The following is a 24571-nucleotide window of genomic DNA, read 5'->3' as shown; positions in this document are numbered from 1 at the left end:
CTCCTTTTTTCACATTACATATTAATCTACAACACCCTCAACAACACTAACTCTATGGGTTTTCCATTTGCCTTTTTTGAAAAACCAAATTAATATTATGGCCTCGGTTATCTCTGCTGCCACGTAGCTAAATGCAGCCCAGATATAAGGCATATGCCATACTTTTACAGTTAAGTATAGCCAAGGTATTTGAATAATCCAGCGAGCTATAATGCTAGATACCACAAAAGGAAAATTGTAACCCGAACCTCCAAAAACACACGCCAAACATAAGGCTATGCAAAAGCCAGTAGCTCCTACCATTAGTAGTGGTAAAATAATTCTACCAGAAGCAATTGCTAATGGGTCTTTTATAAAAGCTCTTATAATATTGGGAGCTAAAAATACCGAAACAAGGGTTAAAGTACCTAAAACTACAAAGCCTATTTTTGCTGCAACATAGGCTGTTTTTTCGGCTCTATCAATGTTTTCGGCACCCAAGTTTTGACCCACTATGGCACCTCCACCATTGCTTAAACCCATCATCACCGTAAAAGCAAAAGAGGTTAATCTAAAGGTAATGCCAAAGGCAGCTATTATGGGAGTACCATAGGTTGCTAAGAATTTCATTATTACTATACCTGCAACCTCGCGGGCGGTCATTTCTACCCCTACAGGTAGGCCTATCATAACCAATTGGGTGTCTATTTCTTTATCTAGCTTAAACAAGCCTGCTAGTTTAATTTTAATATTGCTATAACCACCTAATAAAATTATAAAGCCATATACAAACATTACTAAGTTAGAAATTGCAGTAGCCACAGCCGCACCCTTAATGCCCATTCCAAAACCCGATATACCAATAAAAGGTACTGTTTTAAACATAAAAATAGGGTCTAATATTACGTTTAAAAAGGCACAAACTATTGATATTATCATTGGTCTTTTGGAGTCACCAACGCAACGCATAGCGTTTATTAAGGTAGCTGAAACAAAGGATATGGGTAAAAATATTACTCTTATTAAACCATAATCTAAGGCGTACTGAACTACCTCGGCTTCATCGGATAAAAACCATAATAGGGGCTTAAGAGCAAAGTACATAATAGCCAAAGTAACAAAAGCCATTAAGGCTTTAAACACTATGGTTTGTTCTATAACCTTTGCTGTTCTTTTTTTATTGCCAGAGCCAAAGTTTTGAGATATTAATGAAACAGAACTAATACCAATAATGCTACTTAATACCCATACTAAAAAGAATACTGATGAAAATACAGTTACAGCTGCCACTGCTGTAGCAGATATTTTACCAATCCAAAACATATCTACTAAGCTATAAATTGTTTGGGCTAAAGAGCCCAAAATAGCTGGAATAGCCATGTACATTAAATTTTTTGATATGCTTCCTTTGGTTAGGTCTCGTTTCATATTAATACCCCCAGTACTGCTGAAAATTCTGCTCTCCATTTTACTTTTATAATAAACTATGTTATTGGTATCACAAATATTTTCAACAGTCTTTAAATATACTCGTTTTATTTTGTTTAGTTGCTTTTTTTAGTTTTACATATACTTTTAGCTTTTATCAACTACTAAGTCATTACGCAGCCTTTTCAACTACTCTGTGGTGTTTCCATGAGCCTGCATGGTAAAAAATACTTATTACCGCGGCTTCAGCTATGTCTGCTGCCAAATAGCCCAAAGCGGCATAAATAAATGGTAAGTGTAAAACCTTAATTGTGATCCAAAACCAGGGTATTTGTACTAACCATCGTGCTATTAAACTAGCATACATATAGGGTTTGTTATAACCTGAGCCCGAAAATGCACTTCCTCTACCAAAGGTAATACTTACAAAACAGGAGCAAATAGCTACTACCTTTAGCATTTTTGCACCCTCTGTAATTACCTCGGCTTCGTTGCTAAACGCCCCCACTATTTGCTGAGCAAATAATACAGATACTATTAAAAATGCTATTGTAGAGATAAGACCTAAACGTACCGCTGAATGAGAAGTCTGCTCTGCTCTTTTTACTTTATGAGCCCCTAAGTTTTGACCAATTATTGTTCCTGAGCCATCACCTATACCTACCATCATCATAAAGGCCAGACCTAGTAGTCTAAAACTAATACCAACGCCTGCTACTACACTAGTACCAAAGCCTGATATAAGTTTTAGAATAATAATGCCAGAACCCTCTCGAGCAAGCATTTCTATACCAATTGGCAAACCAATAAGCATTAATTTTTTATCTATTTCTGGGTTAAGTTTTAGCAGGCCTTTAAAGCTAATCTTAACATTAGATTTACCACTTATTAAATAGTAAAAGCCTAAAAGAAAGGCTACACTACCGGCTATGCAGGTAGCTAGGGCAGCTCCCTTTATTCCTAATCCAAATCCTTTAATGCCTAATAAAGGAACTTTATTAAACATTAAAATTGGATCTAAAACTATGTTTAATACTGAAGACACTAACATAATAATCATGGGTCTTTTTGAGTCTCCTACACAACGCAATGCTGTTGATAGGGTTACTGAAGAAAACATTATGGGTAAAAACATTAGTCTTAAATAACCATACTCTAAAGCCTCTTTAATAACCTCTGTATCTGTAGATAAAAACGATACAAAGGTCTTTAATAAAGGAAGAATAAAAAGCATTGTTATAAGTGCTACTAAGGCTTTAAATACTATGGTTTGCTCAATAACTTTTGTGGCTCTCTCTTTATTGCCAGATCCATAACTCTGGGATATTAATGATATTGAACTAGTACCTATAATTGAACTTAATACCCATACCATAAAAAGTATTGAGGTAAATATTGTTACACCTGCAACAGCTGCAGATGATATTTTTCCTATCCAAAACATATCTACTATATCATATAAGGTGCGTGCCATTTGCCCCATTATAGCTGGCAAGGCCATAAAGAGCAGATTTTTTGTAATGTTACCTTTTGTTAAGTCACGTTTCATTGACTTCACCTCACTATTTTTTTATTTTTTTCATATTAAAAAAAGCTATGCGTTGGCATAGCTTTTTAAAGTCAAATTAATTATATATTAAAAAGGATAATTATTTTGATTTTATTGCTAGGCCAAGTTAATCGACCTCAATAAAATCAGTTTATGTTAGCACGAACTGATCAAGGGTCGGGATCTATTATTAAATACAGCACAGCCAAAGCCACTGCTGAGTATAAATGCACAGTTGAGCAATCTTCTGCTTACATTATTATCTGTCCCGTTGATCATTATCGCACCTCCTTAAATTTAGATTTTAGACTACTGTATTATAACATAATAATCCAATGGTTTTATTACAATTATGTTACAAAAGTAAAAAATACCCTATATAATACTACCCAAATTTACTTATTTTATCAAGTCTATTGGTGAACTTAATCTTTTCTATATTAAATAGGTTATCTTCACCCTCTATGGGGTGAGTTACTATATAATAATTTTTACTGTACTTTACTATAATATATTCTTCATAATTATATGTGAATACCGCTGTATCGGTGCCATTGCCCCCATAAATATTGTCATTACCTAATCCACCAGCAATAGTATCGTTTCCGTTTTCACCATAAAGCTCATCATTATCTTCATTACCGTACATTTCATCTTGCCCATTAAATCCATAAATAATGTCTTGGCCTTTGCCTCCACTAATAGTGTCGTTTTTATTACCACCATCAATAATATCGTCACCATCTTCACCGTATAGCTTATCATCACCATTGCCACCATCTAGGTAATCGTTGTTATTGCCACCGTATATTGTATCGTTATTATTGCCCCCACTGAGGTTATCTTTACCATTGCCACCTTTTATAGTGTCATTACCATTGTTACCCATTAAAACATCATCACCGTCTTTACCCATAATGGTATCATCACCAGCTAAGGCATCAATTACATCATTATTTTTTGTACCAATAAGGTAGTCATCTTGCGGGGTTGCTGTTCCGGTTGGTTCATCGCCTGTTCCCCCCGAGGTTTCTCCATCATCAGGAAACTCTATAAACAACACCTCTTCAAACTCACTTTTTTTATATAAAATGCCACCACAATCTGGTTTTGTGCAGGATAATAAGTAATCTCCGTTTTCATTTTGAGACCAAATAAAGGGTTTATGGCAGCTTGTTTCGTTCCAGTTTAAATAACCAGTTCTCACAAGCTGACAAGTAGCATCAAGTGGTTCTCCACTTAAAAACTCAATACTATGATTACCTGTTGTTGTTAAAAATAGCTTTTCGGCAGCTACTACCAGCGCCATTTTATTATTTCGAGTTGTTATATGTAGTTTTTTTAAGGAATTTTGAAATTTTAGAGTAAGCAAAGAAAAGGCTATAGCTATAATTGCTAAAACCGCTAATACCTCTAATAACGAATAGCCTTTTTTATTCATGGTAACCTCTCACTGCAAAAATGTTTTAGTTATAGCTAATTATAAATTACTTTTTAACTAAGGTATATATGTTTTAGGCAGTTTTGATGAAAAAATTATATTACTCTTTATTGGGTTGCATATGCTTTGTTTGTTTATACAATTGTTTATAATGTTGAATGTCACTACTTACTGTTTTTATAACAAAGGATAAAATAGCGGCATCATCTATTAAACCACCAGGTAAAAAATCTGGTAAAAAGTCTAGCGGATTAACAAAGTATATAATAGCCGCCATTATAATAATTACTGATTCAAAATTTATTTCTTTATAGTCACCACTAAAATAGGATTTTAACATTTTAATAAGCCATTTAAGATTATCTATGGTGTCACTAATTACTCCACCCTTTTTTAACCTAGGCAACTTTTGTAATGCTTTAGCAAACAAGGTTTGTCTTTTTTGCTCACTTTGGGCTATTTCCTTTGCTTTTGGTCTCAATTTATGTAGTATTTTTGTTATACACTTAAACATAATTACCACCTCACTGTTTTATTTTATACCCTTAAAGCTGTTATAATATCCATTAACAATACTACTTATGTTTGTTTTTAATTGAAAGGATATAACTTTATGATAAAAATTTATATAAATACGGTAGGTAAAATAAAAACAAAATATCTTACTCAGGGCATAAATGACTATGTTAAAAGAATTAGCCCCTACGCTAAGGTTACCATAAATGAAGTAAATGACGAACATATACCTGAGACTGCAAGCAAAGCAGATATTGAGAATGCTATAGAGTTAGAGGCCAAAAGACTCGAAAAACTAATACCAAGTGACTGTTATTTAATTGTTTGTGATTTAGATGGAGTACAAAAAAACTCCGAGCAGTTTGCTGATGTTTTTGCAAAACAGGCTCTTTATGGTAAAAGTAAGTTTTGCTTTTTAATAGGGGGCTCTTATGGGCTGGCTCAAAGGCTAAAAAAACAAAGTGATTTAAGGCTCTGTTTTGGGAAAATGACTTTTCCGCATCAATTAATGCGTTTATTTTTAGTTGAGCAAATATATAGGTGTATGAAGATTAATAGTGGTGAACCGTACCATAAGTAACGCAGGTTTTAGTTGGGGATTTCACAGAAAAGAGGACAAATAGAATGTATGCCAGATAAAAATAATAGATTGTGTTATAGAATTATTTTGTAAATCAATGAATACTCGTTATGTAACTAGGAGATGAGAAGTTAGATGAAGATAAAATTAAGAAGATTGACCATGATATTTGGCATAATAGCTGGGATAATTGGAGCATTAGTGCCACTTGTTGGAATTTTTATTTCAGGTAGTATTGGTATAGTATTGTTAAAAAGTGTTGTGGTGTTTTTTGTACTTACGATGATATTTATGATGGGTTCTATGCTTGTGGATTCAAATATTATTATTAAATTAACAGTACTGCCAATTACTTATTTAATTATAATGGTTGGCTACATAATTTATCAGTTAAAAGTGCATGTGTTTTTTATTGGTGCTCTTGGTGGCGATATAGGGAATGCGACAATGGAGATTGGTGAAGGTGTATCAGTTGCCAAGCTGTCTATGATGTTACAAGGCGGGACACTTATCTTGTGTATTCCACTAATTATAGCTATAAATGTTAAATTAATGAAATTGAACAAACGTAATAATATTGATTTTTCTACGTATGATGCAACTGAAGGAACCATTTCAAATATAGTGGATACCCATACGAAAATCAATAGGGTTAAGTCTTATAAGATTACGATTGATATTCCATATTATCGAGGTGAAGCTTATCAAGTAACAAAAGATTTCTTAGTGCCAATGCATATAATTCATACTATTGCACTAGGTAAAAAAGTTACTGTAAAAGTGAACCCTAAGAAAAGAGAAGAAGTTTATATTAAAAGTGAATATGGCATTTTATAAGTGATGCTGTTTAGATTATACGTTTATAAGAATAATAATGATGAAAAATTAACCTCACTTAAATACGGTACGCTGAACCGTATCATAAGTAGCTAATAAATTGGTAATAAGATATTAATAACATAAGTTTTAACTAAATATAAATATTGTGTTTTATTTATATAAATATTCTCACTTTAGTTGATAAAATCTCATCATATATGTACTGGTTAGTTTTAACTGGTAAGTTTATTATTGATTTAGTAAAATCTAAATTAGTAAAAGGAGAAAAGATGAAAGTGAAAATAGGCGAAAGGATTAAGAGATTAAGAATTAAAAGAGGCTTAACACAGGAAAATCTATCAGAAATTTTAGATATTTCACCTCAGGCAATAAGCAGATGGGAGAATAATCTTACTTACCCAAACCTAGATATGATTGCTTCGATAGCCACTTTCTTTAATGTATCTGTAGATGAACTTTTAGCCATGGATGAACTTAGAAGTAAAGAGCAAATTAGCAAGATACATACATATATTCATAGATTAATTGAAGAAGGCAATGTTGATGAAGCAATTGATGAACTACGTAATTCCTTAAAATTATATCCTAATGATTATGGATTCATGTGTGAATTAGCATTGGCTTTAACTTTTAACAAAGATTGCGATATATCATCAAAGATTGTAGAAGAGGTAATATACATATCTGAACGCATTTTAGATAGCTGTATTTATGATAAAATTAGAAGTACAACAAAAGCTAATCTATGTTTTGTATATTTAAAATCTGGAAATGAAGAAAAAGCGATTGAACTTGGCAAAACACTACCTCATGTTTGGGAATCACAAGAATTTTTGATGCCTGAAATTACTAGTTTAGGAGTAGATAATAAAAAGTTTAAACAAGGAATTATGACAACTCTAAATGTTATATACTCTAAAGTAAATTGTATAAATGATAAGAGTAACACAGGAAGGATGTTGGTATTAGGTCCTCAAGATTATAAAGACATCAATCTAAAAGATAAAATTAATGTAATTACTGATTATTTATATCAAAATTAATGAAAACATACTCAAGCTTTATATGAAATAAGCCTTTTATTAGTTAAAAATTTAGTAGCAGTATATGTTTATAAAAAACTCCTTTTGTATCCATCGTTTCATTTATAGAATAGAATTTTTTAAAACCTTCCTATTTTAAAATTCCACTAATCATAATATGTAATGGGTTACTCCTAATAAAAAAACAGCTGTAATTTAAATTAAACAATAAAAGGTCACTAAAATTAATTGTATTTTTGTATTGTAAAAAAACTCAAAACAAAAATGAGCAGAGCAGAACTTATTGAAGAAAGAAAAAAAGAAAACCTAAATTGAAATTGATATTTATTATATAATGTAGTTATATAAAATAAGACTAATTATTAATGGTGCTAATATGAAAATAGGTGAATTTGCAAGTGAAAATAAGGTTAATAAGGGTACTATATTGCAACCGTAAGTAACTACATTTTTTTGATATAAATGAAATTGAGGTGAAACGATATTAAAATTGGAAAGTTTGCAGAAGAGAATAATTTAACAATAGATAGTATTAGATACTACATGGAGTTAGATTTGTTACTTCCTGATAAAAAGGGTAGTCAATATTATTTTGATGAACAATGTAGTGAGGATGTTAAGGATATTATAGAACTAAAGAAATATGGCTTTAAACTAATTGAAATACGTGACATATTATACATAAAACGCTTAGCATATCCAATTACATATAAAAAAAACAATTATTATAAAGAAAATTATATAAATAAGCATAAAGAAGTGTCAAAGCAAATAGCTGAGTTAAGAAATGTTAAAAACAGATTGAGCAATAAAATTGATGAAATTTCAGCAGCTAAATTGCCACATAGGGAAAATATGGGAATAGATGTTAATGCACTTAGTCTTTTGGGATGTCCTATATGTAATAGGAATTTAGTTTTAAAAGAATGCGATATAAATGGTACCAAAATTTTATCAGGAATTCTCAAATGCAAATGTGGTAAATCTTATTTAATAGAAGATGGTATCATAGTTTCAAATAAAAGTGAGCACATGGAAAATCCTTTTGGAAATGATATAGAAAAGTTTTTTTTAGATTATTCTAAAAAAAGTAATTTAGGATTTATAAATATACTTACTAAAAATCTTCGGTGGCTAAGTAAAAGATTTAGCAAAGAAATTAATGAAGATACAATAATATTAGAGCTTGGTGTTGGTTATGGTGTTTTTCTAAGAAATGTTTATGAAAACTTGTTAGATAATAATATATATATTGCTGTTGATCATAATATTAGTGTTTTAAAATCTCTAAGAGAAATGCTCAAAACAATAGATCCTAATAAAATTGTCATTCTTATATGTTCTGATGTTTTAGATATCCCACTAAAACAAGATACCGTTGATTTTATAATAGATATTGGTGGACATGCAACTAACAATAGCTTTTTATTAAAATATATAGACAAGTATGCTAAAGTAAATTCTGTGATATTTGGAAGTTATATTATAAGCAATAACCTTCTAAAAAATGATTTAATACAAGGCATAGATACTAATAATTTTATATTAGAAAATGTTAAAACCAATTTTAAAAATATTAAGTATGATATTATTGAAGAAAAAACTTCAAAGGAAATTTCTGATATTGGAGAATATGAGCTAGAGTTAGATGAAAATTGCAAAATAAGTAATTATATTTGTTTTCTAAAAAGATAGGGGTAGCCCTATCTTTTTAATTTTTTTATCAGTAAAATCCTACAATTAGTATATGCAATTAGAGTATCATCATAAGTCTTATAAAAGTTTTCTAGTAGATAAAAATATTTCTTTAGAAACAACAATACCTAGCCTCTTTACTTATAATCATAATGAAATAAAAAATTACATATTTACATTGGGTTTACACCATAAAGTAAACTATTATTGCAAAGTTGTTCATACCCAAAAACTTATTGCAAAATAATAGAATGGAGTAAACTATGAAAAATTTAAAAAAGTCTATATTTTCTACTAGAACACCCAAAATAAAAAGTAAAGGAAAAATAATTTCAGATAGTATTACAGAAATTAAAAAAGTTAAGATAGGAGGAGTAGAACAAGCGATTCTTATAAGGGGACATAACAAGAATAACCCAGTAATACTATTCTTACATGGAGGTCCAGGGCAGAGTGAAATTGGATATATAAGGCAGTATCAAGAGAAGCTTGAAGAAAAGTTTGTTGTTGTAAGATGGGATCAACGAGGTTCCGGAGCATCTTTTTCAAAAGACATACCACAGGAAACCTTTACTATTGAACAATTTTATAAGGATACAGACGAGATTACAGATTATCTTAGAGAAGAATTTAATCAGTCTAAGATATATATATGTGGACATTCATGGGGAACAGTACTAGGTACACTTGCAGTAAAAAATAACCCAGAGAAGTATTTAGCTTATATTGGTGTTGCACAGATGGTAAATATAAAGCAAAATGAAAATATATCTTATGATTTTGCATTAAGAAAAGCAAAAGAAGCAAATGATAAAAAAGCAATAAAGAATTTAGAGAGCATGAAAGTAACGCATACCTATAAAAATATACTGCGTTATAGAAAGTATGTAGAGAAATTTGGAGGAGTGATCACAACAAAACCCAAAAAAGGGATAGGATTATTATTATTAATGTCAACAGAGTACAAGTTATTTGATAAACTAAATTATCTACAAAGATTATTGTACTCAGGTAAATTAATGCATTCCCAAATAATTAATATTAATTTTATGCAGGATATTAAAGAACTACAAGTTCCAACATATTTTATAATAGGCAAAAATGACTTTACCACTGCTTATCCACTCGTTGAGAAATTCTATAAACAGTTAAAAGCTCCTAAAAAAGAATTAATTGTATTTAAAAACTCAGCACACCTTCCTCAATTAGAAGAAAATGAGAAGTTTAATAATACCATTATACGGATTATGGAAAACTTATAGGGAATTATTATTATATCAAAATCCCTGTTATACTATGTACTACTGTATTATAAGTAATAGAATTTCTAATAACAGAAACAGATGTACTATAAAATTAATCAATAAAAGGTCCCTAAAATTAATTGTATTTTTGTATTGTATAAAAAGTCGTAAAAAAACTCCCATAACTTGGTACATAATAAATCAGTGTATAGTAATATAGATAATTTATAATTAAACCTAAAGAATATTTAAATTTAGTATTAGAGCAACTGTTAAACAGGAGTATATAAAATATGAAAAATGAATTGGGTTCTATTATTTCTAATTTAGATTTTGCAAAAGACAAAGAAAAAATAAATTTATTAATAGAAAATTATCAGCCTTTTATACTAAATACCATATCAGATTTAAAGAATGAATATATTCAAATAGAAAATGACGAAGAGTTTTCTATTGGGCTAATGGCCTTCACTGAAGCAATGCAAAGATATGATTATAATAAAGGCAGCTTTCTGGCTTATGCCAAATTAGTTATTACGAGTAGAATCAAAACTTATTGGAAAAATGAACAGAAAAACAAACATTGCTCTATAGATGAACAAGAAAATAACATTTTACAAAGTAGTTCTTATGAAGAAGTTAACTTACAGGAGGAGATTTTGCTTTTTGAAAAAGAGTTGAAAAAATTCCGTATTGATTTTGAGGATTTAATAGATACATCACCTAAACATAGAGATACAAGAAAAAGAGCAGTTGATATTGCTGTAAAAACAAGTAGTAAAGAAGACTTAGTAAGGCATCTTTATGAAAAAAAACGATTGCCAATTACTAAAATTTCTAGGCGATTTTTAGTAAGCGCTAAAATAATTAAAAAAAGCAAACTGTTTATTACTGCAATCATTATTGTAATAGTTAATAATTATTCGGGAATTCTTTCTTGGATAAAAGATTCAAAAAAAGGCCTGCAAAAGTGATTGTAATTTTGTATATTATGTAAAGGTAAAAGAGGTGAGTTAGCATGTATTATAAAGGTATAGTCATGAAAGTAAAAAAGAAATATGCTATTGTTTTATGTGATAATAATGAATACAAGAGCATAAAGCTAAAAAATAATATAGCTGTTGCCCAAAAAATTATGTTCACTAACGACGATATTATAGATAATAATAAAATAAACATTAATAAAAAACTAATAGCTGTTGCGGCTGTTATTTTGATATTTGTAACAAGTAGCATATTGGGTATTAATAATTGGCTGAATCAAAGAGAGTTTGCTAATGTTGTGGCATTAGTTACTGTGGATATTAATCCTAGTATTAAAGTTTCTGTTAATTCAGCTAATAAAGTTATAAAGGTTGAGGCCTTAAATGAAGATGGAAAAAATTTAGATTTATCTAGTATTATAGGCATTGATGTAGATGAAGCTATAGAGACAATTGTTAGTAAAGCCAGAATTGGCGGATTTATAAATAATGAAGATTTAGAAGATGATTTTGTTCTTATTACTATGATACCTGTGGAAAAAAAGATGAAAGTAGCAGAGATTGAAGATTTAATTCATAAAAAGATAGGTAAAAGCGATGAGTTACAAAATGTAAACATTGCTATGATAGAGGCTACTCTGGAGCAATTATCTGAGGCAGAAGAAAAAAGTATACCTGTAGGCTTATTGGTTATTAATGAAGCAGGTAATATAGATTCTGAAGATGTTTCTGTTAAAGATTTTTTTGCAAATGAAGAACAGCTTGCTGTATTTGCCAATACTGGTGAAATTATAGAACAAGATTTAGAAAAGAAAATAAAATTGGTAGAAAAATATTTAAACGTATTAGAGTCAAAAGATATTAATGTTGAAAATTTAAAGACTGCATTTGAGCTCTCAAAAAAGAATTTTTTGAAGCTAAAAAGCTTTTTGAATTAGCAAAAAAACAATATCAAAAGGCCCTTGTTACTGGTAATGAACAAGAAATTGCTTCAGCAAAGCTGGTGTTAAAAGAAGCTGAAAAATATAAAGATTTAATGGAGCAACATAAAGATGCCGTTGAATGTATTAAAGAGCAAGTAAAACATCAGTTACAAGATTCACAAACTAAAGTGGATTTAAAAAAAGACTCAAAACAAAAAGAACAGCATACCGAGCAAAAACAAGAAAAAGAGCAACTTAAGCAAGAAGAAAAACAAAAGCAAGAAGAGGAACGCAGCAAGAAAAAAGAAAAACACCTAGAAGAAAAACAAAAACGAGAAGAAGAACAACGTAAGCAGAAAGAAAAGCATTTGGATGAAAAACAAGGTAAGAAAAATAACAATAAGAAAGATAAATAGTAGTCTAAATTAGATATAAGATATGTAAAAATTGATATTTATTATATAATGTAGTTAATGATATAAAATAATTATTAATGGTGATAATATGAAAATAGGTGAATTTGCAAGTAAAAATAAGGTTAGCAAAGATACCATAAGGTATTATATGGATTTAGGCTTAATTATCCCTGAAAAACAGGGAGGTCAATATTTTTTTGATGACAGGTGTCAGAATAAATTGGATGAGATATTTAATTTAAAAAATATGGCATTCACCTTAAACGAAATAAAAACAATATTTGTGTTTAGGCTACTTGGCAATCTTACTCCCTACCAACAAAATGAATACTATAAAACACTTTTTGTAAATAAACATGAAGAAATATTAAATAGAATAGAGAATCTTACAGCTATAGGCGGTGTCCTGAAAAACAAAATAAAAGATTTATCTCAATATGAATGTGACAAGAAGTTTACATGGGGTATTAATGTTAACATGTTAAATATTTTTAACTGCCCTAAATGTAACGGACAGTTTGTTATACAAGATGGCATAATAAAAGATAATGAAATTATAAATGGAAAATTAAAATGTCGTTGTGGAAAAGAGTATATTATAGAAAATGGTATTTTAATAGCGAATAATTGTAACAATGAATCTCAATTTAATTTTGATTTTAATTACATTACCGAGTATATTAATGTAACGGACTACAATTATTTAGATAATATTTATAAAGGCATAGACTGGGTACATAAAAAAATAGATTTTAGTGATTTAAAAAATAAAGTGCTTTTAGAGTTAGGTTCGGGTTTTGGATTTGCTTTAAGAAGTAATTATAATAAACTTCCTAATGATTGCATTTATGTAGCTGTTGATCACGATATTACGAGGCATAAGTTCCTTAAGAACATGCTTGAAATGGCCGATATTAAAAAGAATGTTGTTTTTATTTGTGCAGATTTTTTAGAAATGCCCATAAAGCATAAGTCTATAGATATTCTTTTAGATTTCTCTGGCACTAGTAATTATAGCTTTGAACATGATGAGTTTTTGTTGGCTTTAATTGATAAGTATGTAAAGGAAAATGCCTACATAATTGGCTCCTATATTCTGTTTAAAAATTTTAATAACAATAGCTTAATAGCTGAAAGATTTAGAAATAACTTTATTTTAAATAAGGTAAAACAAGAAATTGCAGAGCTAAAGTACAAGGTTATAGATGAGAGAGTATCAAATTACGTAGAAAATGGCGGAAAATACGAAGATTATTTTGTAAATGGAGAAAAAATTTATAACTATGCATTTTATGGCAAAAGATAGGGTTAACTCTATCTTTGTTTATTTTTAAACGTAAAAATAATAAATAATGCTCTTGTCATTGGCTATAGCCTATTTTTTATAATGAAAATAGGAGGTATTAAAATGACAAATAAAACAACAATTAACGTAACCTCAAAAAATAAAAAGGAATTTAATAATTTGCTTTTGTTTTCGCTAGGCCAATTCATATCTGTATTTGGTACATCGGTATACACTTTTGCTATTGGTCTTTATGTTTTAAAGCTTACTGGTTCGGGTCTTAGTTTTGCAACAACTCTGGGTTTTGGCTTAGTGGCTACTATAATCTTTAATCCTATTGCAGGAGTTATGGCAGATAGATTTAGTAAAAAGAAAATGGTTGTCATTATGGATTTATTAAATGGACTTTTATTTATAGCTCTATATTTTGTAAGTTTAGAATACGGGCTAAATTTAATAGTTATTTATTTAAGCACTTTTCTTACTACAGTATTTACCACTATATTTTCCATAAGCTTTGAAACAGCAAAACCAAATATTGTCTCAGCAAAAAAACTAATGAATATTAATTCAATTAGTAGAATAATAAATTCATTATCTAAAATTGCAGGACCACTTGTAGGTGGCTGGGTATTTGCTTATATTGACATTCAAAGTTTTATTATTATAAATGGTATATCGTTTATTTTCTCTGGTATATCGGAGATATTTATTGATTTTAAATATAACTATCAAGCAAAAGTTAAAGAAGTAAAAGCAGGTTTTATTAAGGATATAAAACAAGGCTTTTTATATATAATTAACAGAAAGGCTATTATGGCAATATGTAGTGTACTTATCTCTGTAAACTTTTTTATTAGTTTTTCTGTTACAGTACCTTTACCTTATATTATTAACAATGTTTTAAAGCTTAGCTCAAAACAATTTGGTTTTATTCAAAGTGCATTGCCTGTTGGAATGATTTTAGGAGCAATTTGTGTTAAAAAAGTAATTGAAAAAGTTGCTTACCATAAATTACTAGTTTTTATCAGTGTGTTATTAGCTGTAAGTATGGTTTTAATTGCAATGCCATTATTATTACTTAATTTTAAGCTAGGTATTAGAAATTATTTATTATACTATTCAATAATAATAACTGTTTTTGGTATTGCACTTTCTTTAATTGACATACCCATTATTTATATATTGCAAAAGATTATTCCTAATGAATTTAGAGGCCGAGTTTTAAGTATAAGCATAAGTGCAGGAAAAATAATTTCACCTATAGGGTTAATGATATCTGGATTTTTACTAAATAAATTACCAGCATACATTCTACCCTTAGTAGGTGGGGTTTTACTGATTATTATTAATGTTTTAATTTTAAAGTATAGTAACGTTGAAAACTTAGATGTTAGGCAAAAACAAACTCCCCTAGAAAACATTAGCTAATTTTTAACAAGCAAAAGCAGCAGTTGGAAAATGTTTTTTATTTTCTTACTGCTACTTTGTTGTTATATAGTGCACAACTTTATTTACTGTATTTAATACACATTATATAAGTATCCACAACGGAATCACACAGAGGTGATTCCCTACAGGCGAACAATATTTACTATATGCTTAGGTAACAATAAAAACAGAGGTATCATTTTTAAACCTGCTTTACCCTATTAATAATTGAAGTATTATTTTATAGGGGCATAAAGGCGCATATCTATTGGTTGTTTATCTTCTATTTTTTCCTCCAAACAAGCCTCTATCTGGGAATCATTAAATTCATAATTGCTTTTTACTTCATTAAAAAGCTTTCTCCAACCATTGGGAATTCTTTCAAAGGGGTCTACAAAAGGATCGGTTATTACTAAACTTAGGTATTTTGCTTTTGGTATAATTTTTTTGGTAACTACAGGTCCGTTAAAGTTATTAAAGTCTTCTTTAGCTAAAGATAATAAAGCCTCATATCCCCTTAATCCTTGTTTACTTTCTTCTTCTGACACAGGAATATCAAAGCCATACTCTGTTAAGGTCTTTATATTGTGTTTTTGTTTGTAGTTTACAAAAAAATCCCAAACATCTATTTCGGGGTTTTTACTAATTACTACATACCTTAAACAATATATTTCGTTCATTTCAATTACTTGTGGTTTAGATAAATAAGGTAGCATTTTTATTCCTCCTAATTGTTTTAGATTAAGTTTGTTAGGTAGTTGGTAATAAATTGCTTTTGCTTTAGAGGGAGATAAGCGAAAATAATTTGTAAATGCTCTTCTAAATGACCTACACGAATTAAACCCATATTTAAAAGCAACATCTACAACTAAACTATTTTGAGCTAGCTGGTAACGGGCATACTCTAATCTCCGTTTTCTGCAATACTGCATTAACGTCATGCCAGTATAAGTATAAAAAAGTCTATGTAAGTATATTTGAGATATCCCTATGGCTTTTGAGATTTTTTCAACACTTAAATGAAATTCTATGTTTCTTTCAATATAGTCTATTGCTGATTGTACGTACAATTGTTTCATATTTACCTCCTTGTGGTTAGTATATCACCCTAAAAGGCTGTATGTAGGACACTAAATATACTAAATTTTATATATTAGTTAATAACTACAAACAATTTTGATTTTTATTTTTAACCAAGCCGAAATACTGCTATAATTTACAAAAGCCCGTAAAAGCTATTTGGTATTTATGACAAATTAAAACAGAAATTATCAAGATAGTATTACTTAATACCTTTAATATATAAGTAGATAGGAGGTGATTGCAAATGATTGTACTAAATATTCAACAAGCTATCAACTACATTGAAGAGCATATTTATGAGGAGCTTAAACCCAGTGATATAGCTAAGCAGGTATATATGTCGAGTTATTATTTTCAAAAACTTTTTTCATTACTATGCAGCTGTACACTAGGTGAATATATACGAAATAGACGTTTAACGCTAGCTAAAGACGAAATTTTGTATAGCGATAAAAAAATCATAGACATTGCTGTTAGATATGGTTATAACACAGCCGAGGGATTTACTCGTGCCTTTTATAGGTTTTACGGTGTTACCCCTTTGGCAGCTCGTAAAAGAAAATGTAAGTTAGAGTCATTTGCAAAAATTTCTGTTCAATCACTTTTAGAAGGAGAGTTAGGTAAAATGAAAGACTTGAGTAAAAGAGGGTATTCTGTACAGGATAATGGAGCTATTTATTATACCAAAGATATGGATAAAACAAGCAAATGGTTTGAAGATGTTTTAGGTTGGTACGCTGGTATTGATGCCAGAAACGAAGAAGGGATTGCAACCTATGGCTGTGTATTGCCGTTTCCTGGAGAACTAGTTCATATGCAAGTAGCAGATTTTAATGGATTTCATATGTCTTATGGAGAGCCCGCTAAAAGAGCTGTGTTATTTACCAATGTAATTGGTATAGATAAACTTTATTCTTATGTAAAAGAAAACGGTTGGCAGGGAATAACTAAAGTTAAAGAGCAACCTTGGGGTGGTAAAACCTGTGAAGTAACTACAATTGACGGCTCAATTATTACCTTTTGTGAACAAATGTAAATGAAGTAATTAAATAAACCAAATCTTAAACAGTGCAAGCATTAGCTTGCACTGCTTTTATTACTTAACTATATTTTAATAAAGCTATCTGCTAATTCTTGTAGTGAATCATGTGACACAAACACTAATGGAGCATTATATGATTTAATAAAATCTTTTAACCACTGTTGCCCCTCTTTATCGAGGTTATTATTAGGTTCATCCATAATAAGTAGTTTGGCATTTTTAAGAATTGCTCTTGCTATAGCTACTCTTTGTTTTTCTCCCCCAGAAAGCTCATTTTGATTTGCTGTAATAGTTCTATTAGCTAAATGGTTAATTGCCAGTTCATTCATGATTTTTTCAATCTCTTTATCACTAGCTTGAAGATTACCTAAACGTATATTATCCTTTATGGTGCCTTCGAATAAGTAGATATTTTGGGGTACATAGGCAATAAGTTTACGTAAACTTGTTACTGAGATTTTACTTAGCTCTATATTATTTATTTTAATACTTCCCGAGTAGTTTTTTAAAAGACCACACAGAATTTTTGTTAAGGTGGATTTTCCACAACCATTAACTCCACAAATGGCTGTTTTATTTTTACCAGCTACATTAAAACTTACATTTTGTAATACAGTTGCTTTATCGTATGAGAACGACAAGTTAACAGCCGTTATTTTTGAAATATCAACGATTTTTATGCCTGAGGTGTTTTCAATATCGGTATAAAACCAGGTCATTCTCTCTACTATATTCTTTAAAATAGGTGTAATACGAATAATGTAGCTTATATCGTTAAGAATAGTGCCAAAAACGGCATAAAAACCAACCATTATAGCTATAGCACCACCAGTAATACTCCCCTTTGCCAGCAGTATAGTTCCTACTAAAACAACTAAAACTAGGCATAATTTATCAAGTAAAACCATACCCTCATCTACCAATCGTGTATATTTTACACTTTGACAGCCAACTTTGGAATAATAACTAGTAAATAAATTATTTAACCTTTTTATAAAAGGGTTCTTTAATCTAAACAGTTTTATGATGTATGGTTTTTGTATAATGCTCATTTCGAAATCACGAAATGTTGTTTTATACTTCCTTGTTTGTTTATCATAATTAGCTAAGCGCTTTCTAAAAATAACAGGAACTATTAATTTAATTGCAGCGAGAATAAATACAACAAGAGTATATAAAACGCTTATACCTACAGCAGAAAACAGCAAATAACAAGTTGTTAGTGGTATAGCTATATACTTTGCTGTTAACAGAACCCAGTAAACGCGAAGGTCGACGGCGTCGTTATCTAATCTATGTTGTATTTCACCCATTCCTATGTCCGTTGCATTTCGATATTTTTTATTAAAGAACTTGTTCATAATAGCGATATCATGAACTAAACTATTTTTAAACATTAGCAAATTACCAAACAAACCAATAAAAGGAACAATAATAATAGATAATAGTAAACAGATAATCATAATGTAAAGATTCTTGAGTCCATAATTATAGTTAAGCTGAAAAACTGAATCTGCAAACTTACCTAAAGTGTTTGCTATATATACTAATAAAGCATTACTCAGTAACGCTTCTAGGGCAATTAACATTGCTGGTACAGCCATAAATCTTTTACAGTCTTTGTATATCTGCTTTTGAGCATTAATCATAGCTAATATCTCCTTCGTTGATTCTTAGCACATGATTGGCTATATTTTCAAATGAATCGTCGTGTGTTACTATGATTGCTCCTCCCACACGTTTTTTGAGCTTCATCTTGAGAACCTGTTTACTATCTGCGTCTAGTGAATTTGTAGGTTCATCTAGTATAAGTAGAGATGTATCTGAAGAAAGTGCCAGCGATAACATTACTTTTTTACGTTCTCCTCCAGAGAGATTCTGTAGAGATGTAGTATGTATAGCTTTTTGGGTTAATGAAAAGTCTTGCATGTGACTTATGGCAATCATTGCTTTTTTATCAATAACCATTTCTACTAGTTCGTTTGCTGTAATTGGCAATGAAATATCTTCTTGTGGCAAATAAAACAGCTTATTTAGATATTCTCTCTCTGCTATTTTATTAGGGGCTATGCCTCCTACTTCAATACTGCCTTTTTTATTTTGAACAAGTCCTAAAATTAAGCGAATTAAGGTTGATTTACCAGCACCATTTTCACCTTTAATTAGGGATATTTTATTGCCATCAATACATGTTGATAGCTTATCGAATATTACTTTATTTTCAATAGCGTAATTTACATTTGATAACGTTATTTTTAAATTACTTATACTCTCTTTATGAATATCTGAATTATTAAACCACATAGAAAGCCTATTTTCAGCAATTTTTGCTATTGCAAACTTTGGAATACTTTTAAACAGAGACTTAACTGCAGCAAATAACCTCGCTGATAAAGCTATTGCCTGAACACCAATATCTACAGAGCAATACTTAAGTAAAACAAATATACCTAAAATTGCATATGTACCATACTTGAGGATGTTCTCTACGATTTTATTTAAAGATACTTCAGCAGTTAGTGTTGCTTCGGCACGATTGCCTATTTTAAGGTATTGTTTGTGAAGTTTTTTCATGCCATTCAAGTAGTAATCTTTTAATCCATATAACTTAATAATATTAAAGTTTTTGTAGCCTTCAATAATATAATTTATAATTTTGGCCTCAATAACACGTGTTTGTTTATAATTAACAGTCATATACTTTTTAACAATAATTGGAGGAACGATTTGAAATAGAGAAATTGTAAGTAAAGTAACCATTATAATAGGACATAACAAACAAATATAAATTGAGTAGCCAATAATAGTGATAATGTTTATCCATACTTGAGGATTTAAATCAATTATTTTACTTGTTACTTTTTCAAAGTCATCCTGAAATTTTTCAATTACCTCTCCATCTTGGGATATAAACAAAATATTTAGAGGGTTAGCTAAAAATTGATGGTAAACACTCATTTTATATTGATGTAAAAAAAGCATCTTTTTTTGGTCATATAAAATTCCTAAGAAATACTTAAATAATGTATAAGTTATAAGTACAACAATGGTAATAGTACTATACCTAATAACTATATTTACATTTTTCGCTGTTGCATATGTAAAAATTAACCCCATAAGTTTTGCTACAATAAGTATTATAGGTACTTGGATAAGATGCATAGCAAAATTATACCAAGCTAATTTTTTTAGATTTTTACTTATATTTATCATATTATTATTAATCCTTATTAAAATTGTAATTCTTTTTATGAAAGTAGTTTTATATTTTTTATTTTTTACAAACAGGCATTGATTATATTATATAAAATACATTATTTTTCTAAAATTAACAAGTTATTATTAATAAATAGCAATACCTTAGAATTTTAAAAGTTAAAAAAACAGACGGAACTTTTTTTTATTTTTCCGACTGTTTTTTTGTTTTGTTTAATTTTTGGTGTTAGACAATATTTAACTAAGTAAGCTATACCCCTCTTTATTTAACAAAGCCTCATGCTCTATTAAACCACTTACTATAGTATTTACATGATCCGCCAACTCTACCCCTAACTGCTCTGCTGAAGCCTTTAGTTCTACTCTATTAACTGCTTTAGCAAAGGCTTTATCTTTCATTTTTTTCTTAACAGATTTAACTTTTAAACCCTCTAACTTAGTTGGTCGCATTAAAGCAATTGCTATAATGAAGCTAGCCATTTCATCTACTGCATGTAAACATTTGCGCTCTAGTGAATCTCTTGGCACTTCACAGTTAGCATGAGATAAAACTGAGTTAATAAAATCATTATCAAAGCCAGCTTCTCTTAATATTTCTGGTGATTTATTAGGATGCTGCTCTGGGTATTTTTCAAAATCTATATCATGTAATAAACCTAGTAAACCCCAATAGTTTTCATCTTGTTCATACTTTTTTGCATAGACTCTCATTGCTGCTTCTACCGCATAAGAATGTCTTAATACTCGGTCTGTTTTCACGTATTGTTTTAATAATGTAACTGCTTCTGCTCTTGTCATTATAAATCCCCCTTTTTTTAACCACCAAAATCCCTTTTACTAATGATAATAAATTTACAAGCATTTTGCTACTCGAAATATATATTTCTTTGTATTTTAACAAATTTTTGATGCAAACTATGTTTACACAATAGTTATAAAATTATATAATTATATAAAATTATAATTATTGAGGTATAATATGAATAATAAAATAACTATTAACCAACTACTAAACCGTATAGAAAAACTTGAGCAAACTGTATTTGGTGAAAAAATATTAAGCACAACAGCAACCACTGTAACCAACAATAATTTGCAGCTAACTGAGTTAATGTCTGTTCTTTTAGCTGAAGCAAATAAACTAAAGCAATTTTTTAGCCAAAACGATACCATAATAATGCAAACAATTATAAATGAGCAACCTAGTAAATCAAGTATTCAGGTGACTAGCTTCTCTACTCTCTATGAAGAAGAAAATGATAATGATTTAGCAGCCATATGTAATGTATTATCCTCTAAACAGCGTTTAGTTATTATTAGAATTTTAGCAAAACAAGATTTAAGCAGTGGAGAGTTAATGAAAGCAACAAACATGGCTGGCGGGCATATGCACCATCACCTTAAGGATTTACAAAATAAAGGCTTTGTAGTTAAACAAGATAATGGTAAATATGCTGCAACGGATTTTGGCTTAAACGCTTATTTAACGGTTGCCTCTTTAAATAGAAAACAAAGATACAATATTAATGGAGCCACTAAATTATGAGTTTTATTTTTCCAACAAATACTACTATAGAGTTAGTTAAGGCTGTAGATAATGCTAGTGGTCATTTTCTAAATAAAAATACCAGTTTATATATAAAAATTAAAGAACAGTTAAATTATAAATATCATAAATCTGTTATTAAGCTAGCTCAATGTTCCCGAAACTTAGTAGAAAATGTATATGGACCAAATGTACTATTTTTATCTAACACAGATGGTGGCTTTGCAAAAAGGGGCTTAACTATTCTTAATAAAAATCAACAGCAGTATTATGAGCAGTTAAACTATGTAGACTTAATGATTAATGAGCAAAATTTAGCAAATGGTAAGCTAAACATATTTAGTCATGAATTGGCCCATGTAAAAATGAGTAATATTTTACCAGAATTAAAAGAAGGTAAGTCAACAATGCAACATTTAAGTGTTGCCATTACTGATGAAAACACAGCCTTTATAGAGGGTTTTGCAATTCAATTTGAACGTTTTGCTTATGACAATGTAAAACTTTATAGAGACTTGTTCAATAAAGATAATAATAATGAACAAATAATTAAGCTATGGCAGAGTGAGCTAGATTCTGGTAATAGAATAAATGGAGTTGTTGATAATAGATTTATTTATCAAAAAGTAAATTTAAACAATATAAAGCAGCAAAGCAAATTGGTAAATAAATTAATTTTAGAGCATACTAGCCCTATGTTTAATAAGCTTAAGCTTAAAAATGCTCAACAGCTGTTAGCCTGCGAGGGTGTGATAGCTACTTTGTTTTATAGAATAAATAGTAATGATAAACTGCAAAATAATTATCTTGAAGCAAGCTTTTATAATCACTTTACAGTTAGGGATATCCCTAATAACCTAGCTATTAAAGATATCTTTACCCCATTTGAAAACGTAATTCTTAAAAACTTATGGGTGTTGTACCAAATGAGAGATAACTATAAAAATAAGAGTTTAATGATTAACTTTATTGAAACTTGGATTAGCTGCTTTCCTCAAGATAAACAAGAGCTGATTAACATTTTTACTTCAACAACTTTAGGAAAAACTGTGGATAATAGCCTTAGTGATATTTATGAGCAACTTGCTTATGCTGGTATGATTGGAGATATTGCTAAAACACGTATTTATATTAAGCAGTTTAAAGATTGTTTGCAAAACATATGTGAAAAAGTAACGTTAAATGAACTAAAGATTGATAATAATGTAGGTAAAGAGTTATGGCTAATGAGTAATATTCAAGTACCCGTATGTTTTTGGCAGAGTGAAACTAAACCATTAAACGTTAATGTTAATACTGCCTCTGCTTATATGTTAATGGCAGCATATAATATTAGCTATGATAAGGCCTTGAATATTATAAATAGGAGAAATAAACAGGGGTATTTCACATGTATTAATGAAATAAATCTTGATAACATTGCTTTAGAGTACTCAGTTTTTTAAAGATGTTATTACAGGTTACCTAAATATCCACAATGGAATCACAAAGAGGTGATTTCCTACTGGTGTGCCCTTGACCTTTACGCTACGTATAAGTGTATAGTTTTTTTAGGAGGTGATTTTATGGAGTATACAGTTAAAAAGCTAAGCTACTTAGCTGGCATTAGTTCAAGAACTATTCGCTATTATGATGAAATAGACTTACTAAAGCCCAAAAGAATAAGCTCTTCTGGATATCGTATTTATGGCGAACATGAGGTAAATAAACTACAACAGATTTTATTTTATCGCGAGCTAGGTGTTAGCTTAGATAATATTAAAAGTATTCTACATTCACCTACTTTTAATGAGGTTAGTGCATTAAAGCAACATTTGCATAAGCTATTGGCAAAACAACAGCAAATCAATAGCTTAATTAAAAATGTTCAAAAAACTATAACAATGAAAGAAGGGAGCCTTAAAATGACTGATAAAGAGAAATTTGAAGGATTTAAATCAAAACTGTTAGCCGAAAATGAAGAAAAATATGGCACAGAAATTAGAGAAAAGTATGGCGAAGATGCTGTTGATAAATCCTATAAGGCGTTTAAAAACATGAATAAAGCAGAATACCATAAAATGGATAACTTAAGTAAGGAAATTAATATTAAACTGCTAGAGGCTTATAAAACCGGCGATGTAAATAGTGCTTTGGCACAAACTGTTGCTAAACTTCACAAACAATGGATAACTATGTGTTGGGGTTACTATAACGAAGAAGCTCACACTGGATTAGTTAAAATGTATGTTGAAGATGAGAGATTTACAGCATATTACGATAAAGAGCAACCTGGCTTAGCCAAATTTTTACGTGATAGTGTTTTAGTTTACGTAAATAAAGCATAACTCC

Annotated in this window: 22 protein-coding genes; 14 read left to right on the top strand and 8 right to left on the bottom strand. The window is 29.7% G+C overall.

Going from position 1 to position 24571, the window contains the following annotated elements:
* Nucleotides 1-21 precede the first annotated feature (21 nt).
* The 4 genes from IMX26_RS12155 to IMX26_RS12140 form a co-directional block, all read right to left on the bottom strand.
* On the bottom strand, nt 22-1407 hold the full coding sequence (locus IMX26_RS12155; RefSeq protein WP_195158656.1) for an MATE family efflux transporter: 1386 nt from the start codon (nt 1405-1407) through the stop codon (nt 22-24).
* 172 nt (nt 1408-1579) lie between these two features.
* Entirely contained in the window at nt 1580-2956 is a 1377-nt protein-coding gene (locus IMX26_RS12150; RefSeq protein WP_195158655.1) for an MATE family efflux transporter, read from the bottom strand.
* 385 nt (nt 2957-3341) lie between these two features.
* Complete coding sequence (locus tag IMX26_RS12145; protein WP_195158654.1) at nt 3342-4397, bottom strand: prepilin-type N-terminal cleavage/methylation domain-containing protein; 1056 nt, start codon at nt 4395-4397, stop codon at nt 3342-3344.
* 100 nt (nt 4398-4497) lie between these two features.
* Entirely contained in the window at nt 4498-4911 is a 414-nt protein-coding gene (locus IMX26_RS12140; RefSeq protein WP_195158653.1) for a DUF1232 domain-containing protein, read from the bottom strand.
* A 99-nt stretch (nt 4912-5010) separates the two neighbouring features.
* On the opposite strand from IMX26_RS12140, the gene rlmH reads away from it, so the two are divergent.
* The 10 genes from rlmH (at nt 5011) to IMX26_RS12090 (ending at nt 15353) form a co-directional block, all read left to right on the top strand.
* The gene (rlmH, locus tag IMX26_RS12135; protein ID WP_279324856.1) at nt 5011-5493 is read left to right on the top strand and encodes a 23S rRNA (pseudouridine(1915)-N(3))-methyltransferase RlmH; all 483 of its coding nucleotides are present in this window, start codon (nt 5011-5013) and stop codon (nt 5491-5493) included.
* A 135-nt stretch (nt 5494-5628) separates the two neighbouring features.
* A complete protein-coding gene (locus tag IMX26_RS12130; protein WP_195158652.1) occupies nt 5629-6330 on the top strand; it encodes a hypothetical protein in 702 nt (233 codons plus the stop codon).
* Between the two features lie 200 nt (nt 6331-6530).
* Nucleotides 6531-7376 (top strand): helix-turn-helix transcriptional regulator, encoded by an 846-nt coding sequence (locus IMX26_RS12125; RefSeq protein ID WP_195158651.1) that lies wholly within the window; start codon nt 6531-6533, stop codon nt 7374-7376.
* Nucleotides 7377-7859: 483 nt separating this feature from the next.
* Nucleotides 7860-9071, top strand: a complete 1212-nt coding sequence (locus IMX26_RS12120; protein ID WP_195161394.1) for a MerR family transcriptional regulator — start codon at nt 7860-7862, stop codon at nt 9069-9071.
* A 263-nt stretch (nt 9072-9334) separates the two neighbouring features.
* Nucleotides 9335-10333: an alpha/beta hydrolase gene (locus IMX26_RS12115; RefSeq protein WP_195158650.1), complete on the top strand. Its 999-nt coding sequence runs from the start codon at nt 9335-9337 to the stop codon at nt 10331-10333.
* Between the two features lie 275 nt (nt 10334-10608).
* The gene (locus IMX26_RS12110; protein ID WP_195158649.1) at nt 10609-11289 is read left to right on the top strand and encodes a sigma factor; all 681 of its coding nucleotides are present in this window, start codon (nt 10609-10611) and stop codon (nt 11287-11289) included.
* A 44-nt stretch (nt 11290-11333) separates the two neighbouring features.
* A complete protein-coding gene (locus IMX26_RS12105) occupies nt 11334-12236 on the top strand; it encodes an anti-sigma factor domain-containing protein (protein WP_195158648.1) in 903 nt (300 codons plus the stop codon).
* A gap of 65 nt (nt 12237-12301) precedes the next feature.
* On the top strand, nt 12302-12637 hold the full coding sequence (locus IMX26_RS12100; RefSeq protein WP_195158647.1) for a hypothetical protein: 336 nt from the start codon (nt 12302-12304) through the stop codon (nt 12635-12637).
* 88 nt (nt 12638-12725) lie between these two features.
* The gene (locus tag IMX26_RS12095) at nt 12726-13943 is read left to right on the top strand and encodes a MerR family transcriptional regulator (protein ID WP_195158646.1); all 1218 of its coding nucleotides are present in this window, start codon (nt 12726-12728) and stop codon (nt 13941-13943) included.
* Nucleotides 13944-14045: 102 nt separating this feature from the next.
* Entirely contained in the window at nt 14046-15353 is a 1308-nt protein-coding gene (locus IMX26_RS12090; RefSeq protein WP_195158645.1) for an MFS transporter, read from the top strand.
* A 236-nt stretch (nt 15354-15589) separates the two neighbouring features.
* Here IMX26_RS12090 and IMX26_RS12085 read toward each other — a convergent pair whose 3' ends face one another.
* Nucleotides 15590-16432 carry an AraC family transcriptional regulator gene (locus IMX26_RS12085; RefSeq protein ID WP_195158644.1) on the bottom strand — a complete coding sequence of 281 codons (843 nt, stop codon included), beginning with the start codon at nt 16430-16432 and terminating at the stop codon, nt 15590-15592.
* Nucleotides 16433-16680: 248 nt separating this feature from the next.
* On the opposite strand from IMX26_RS12085, the gene IMX26_RS12080 reads away from it, so the two are divergent.
* Nucleotides 16681-17472, top strand: coding sequence for a helix-turn-helix domain-containing protein (locus IMX26_RS12080; RefSeq protein WP_195158643.1), 792 nt, complete (start codon nt 16681-16683; stop codon nt 17470-17472).
* Nucleotides 17473-17540: 68 nt separating this feature from the next.
* On the opposite strand, the gene IMX26_RS12075 is transcribed toward IMX26_RS12080, so the two are convergent.
* The 3 genes from IMX26_RS12075 to IMX26_RS12065 all read right to left on the bottom strand — a co-directional run bounded on the left by IMX26_RS12075 (nt 17541) and on the right by IMX26_RS12065 (nt 21492).
* Nucleotides 17541-19127, bottom strand: coding sequence for an ATP-binding cassette domain-containing protein (locus IMX26_RS12075; RefSeq protein WP_195158642.1), 1587 nt, complete (start codon nt 19125-19127; stop codon nt 17541-17543).
* A complete protein-coding gene (locus IMX26_RS12070; RefSeq protein WP_195158641.1) occupies nt 19120-20691 on the bottom strand; it encodes an ABC transporter ATP-binding protein in 1572 nt (523 codons plus the stop codon). Before IMX26_RS12070 ends, IMX26_RS12075 begins: the two co-directional genes overlap by 8 nt.
* A gap of 240 nt (nt 20692-20931) precedes the next feature.
* Complete coding sequence (locus IMX26_RS12065; RefSeq protein WP_195158640.1) at nt 20932-21492, bottom strand: HDIG domain-containing metalloprotein; 561 nt, start codon at nt 21490-21492, stop codon at nt 20932-20934.
* A gap of 181 nt (nt 21493-21673) precedes the next feature.
* On the opposite strand from IMX26_RS12065, the gene IMX26_RS12060 reads away from it, so the two are divergent.
* The 3 genes from IMX26_RS12060 (at nt 21674) to IMX26_RS12050 (ending at nt 24567) form a co-directional block, all read left to right on the top strand.
* Complete coding sequence (locus IMX26_RS12060) at nt 21674-22240, top strand: winged helix-turn-helix domain-containing protein (protein WP_195158639.1); 567 nt, start codon at nt 21674-21676, stop codon at nt 22238-22240.
* Complete coding sequence (locus tag IMX26_RS12055) at nt 22237-23685, top strand: hypothetical protein (RefSeq protein ID WP_195158638.1); 1449 nt, start codon at nt 22237-22239, stop codon at nt 23683-23685. Before IMX26_RS12060 ends, IMX26_RS12055 begins: the two co-directional genes overlap by 4 nt.
* 120 nt (nt 23686-23805) lie before the next feature.
* Nucleotides 23806-24567, top strand: a complete 762-nt coding sequence (locus tag IMX26_RS12050; RefSeq protein ID WP_195158637.1) for a MerR family transcriptional regulator — start codon at nt 23806-23808, stop codon at nt 24565-24567.
* Nucleotides 24568-24571 lie beyond the last annotated feature (4 nt).

It is taken from the genome of Clostridium sp. 'deep sea' (assembly GCF_014931565.1).
Taxonomy (GTDB): domain Bacteria; phylum Bacillota; class UBA994; order PWPR01; family PWPR01.
Note: the sequence above shows the minus strand (reverse complement) of the source record. Positions and strands in the feature narration are given on the sequence as shown.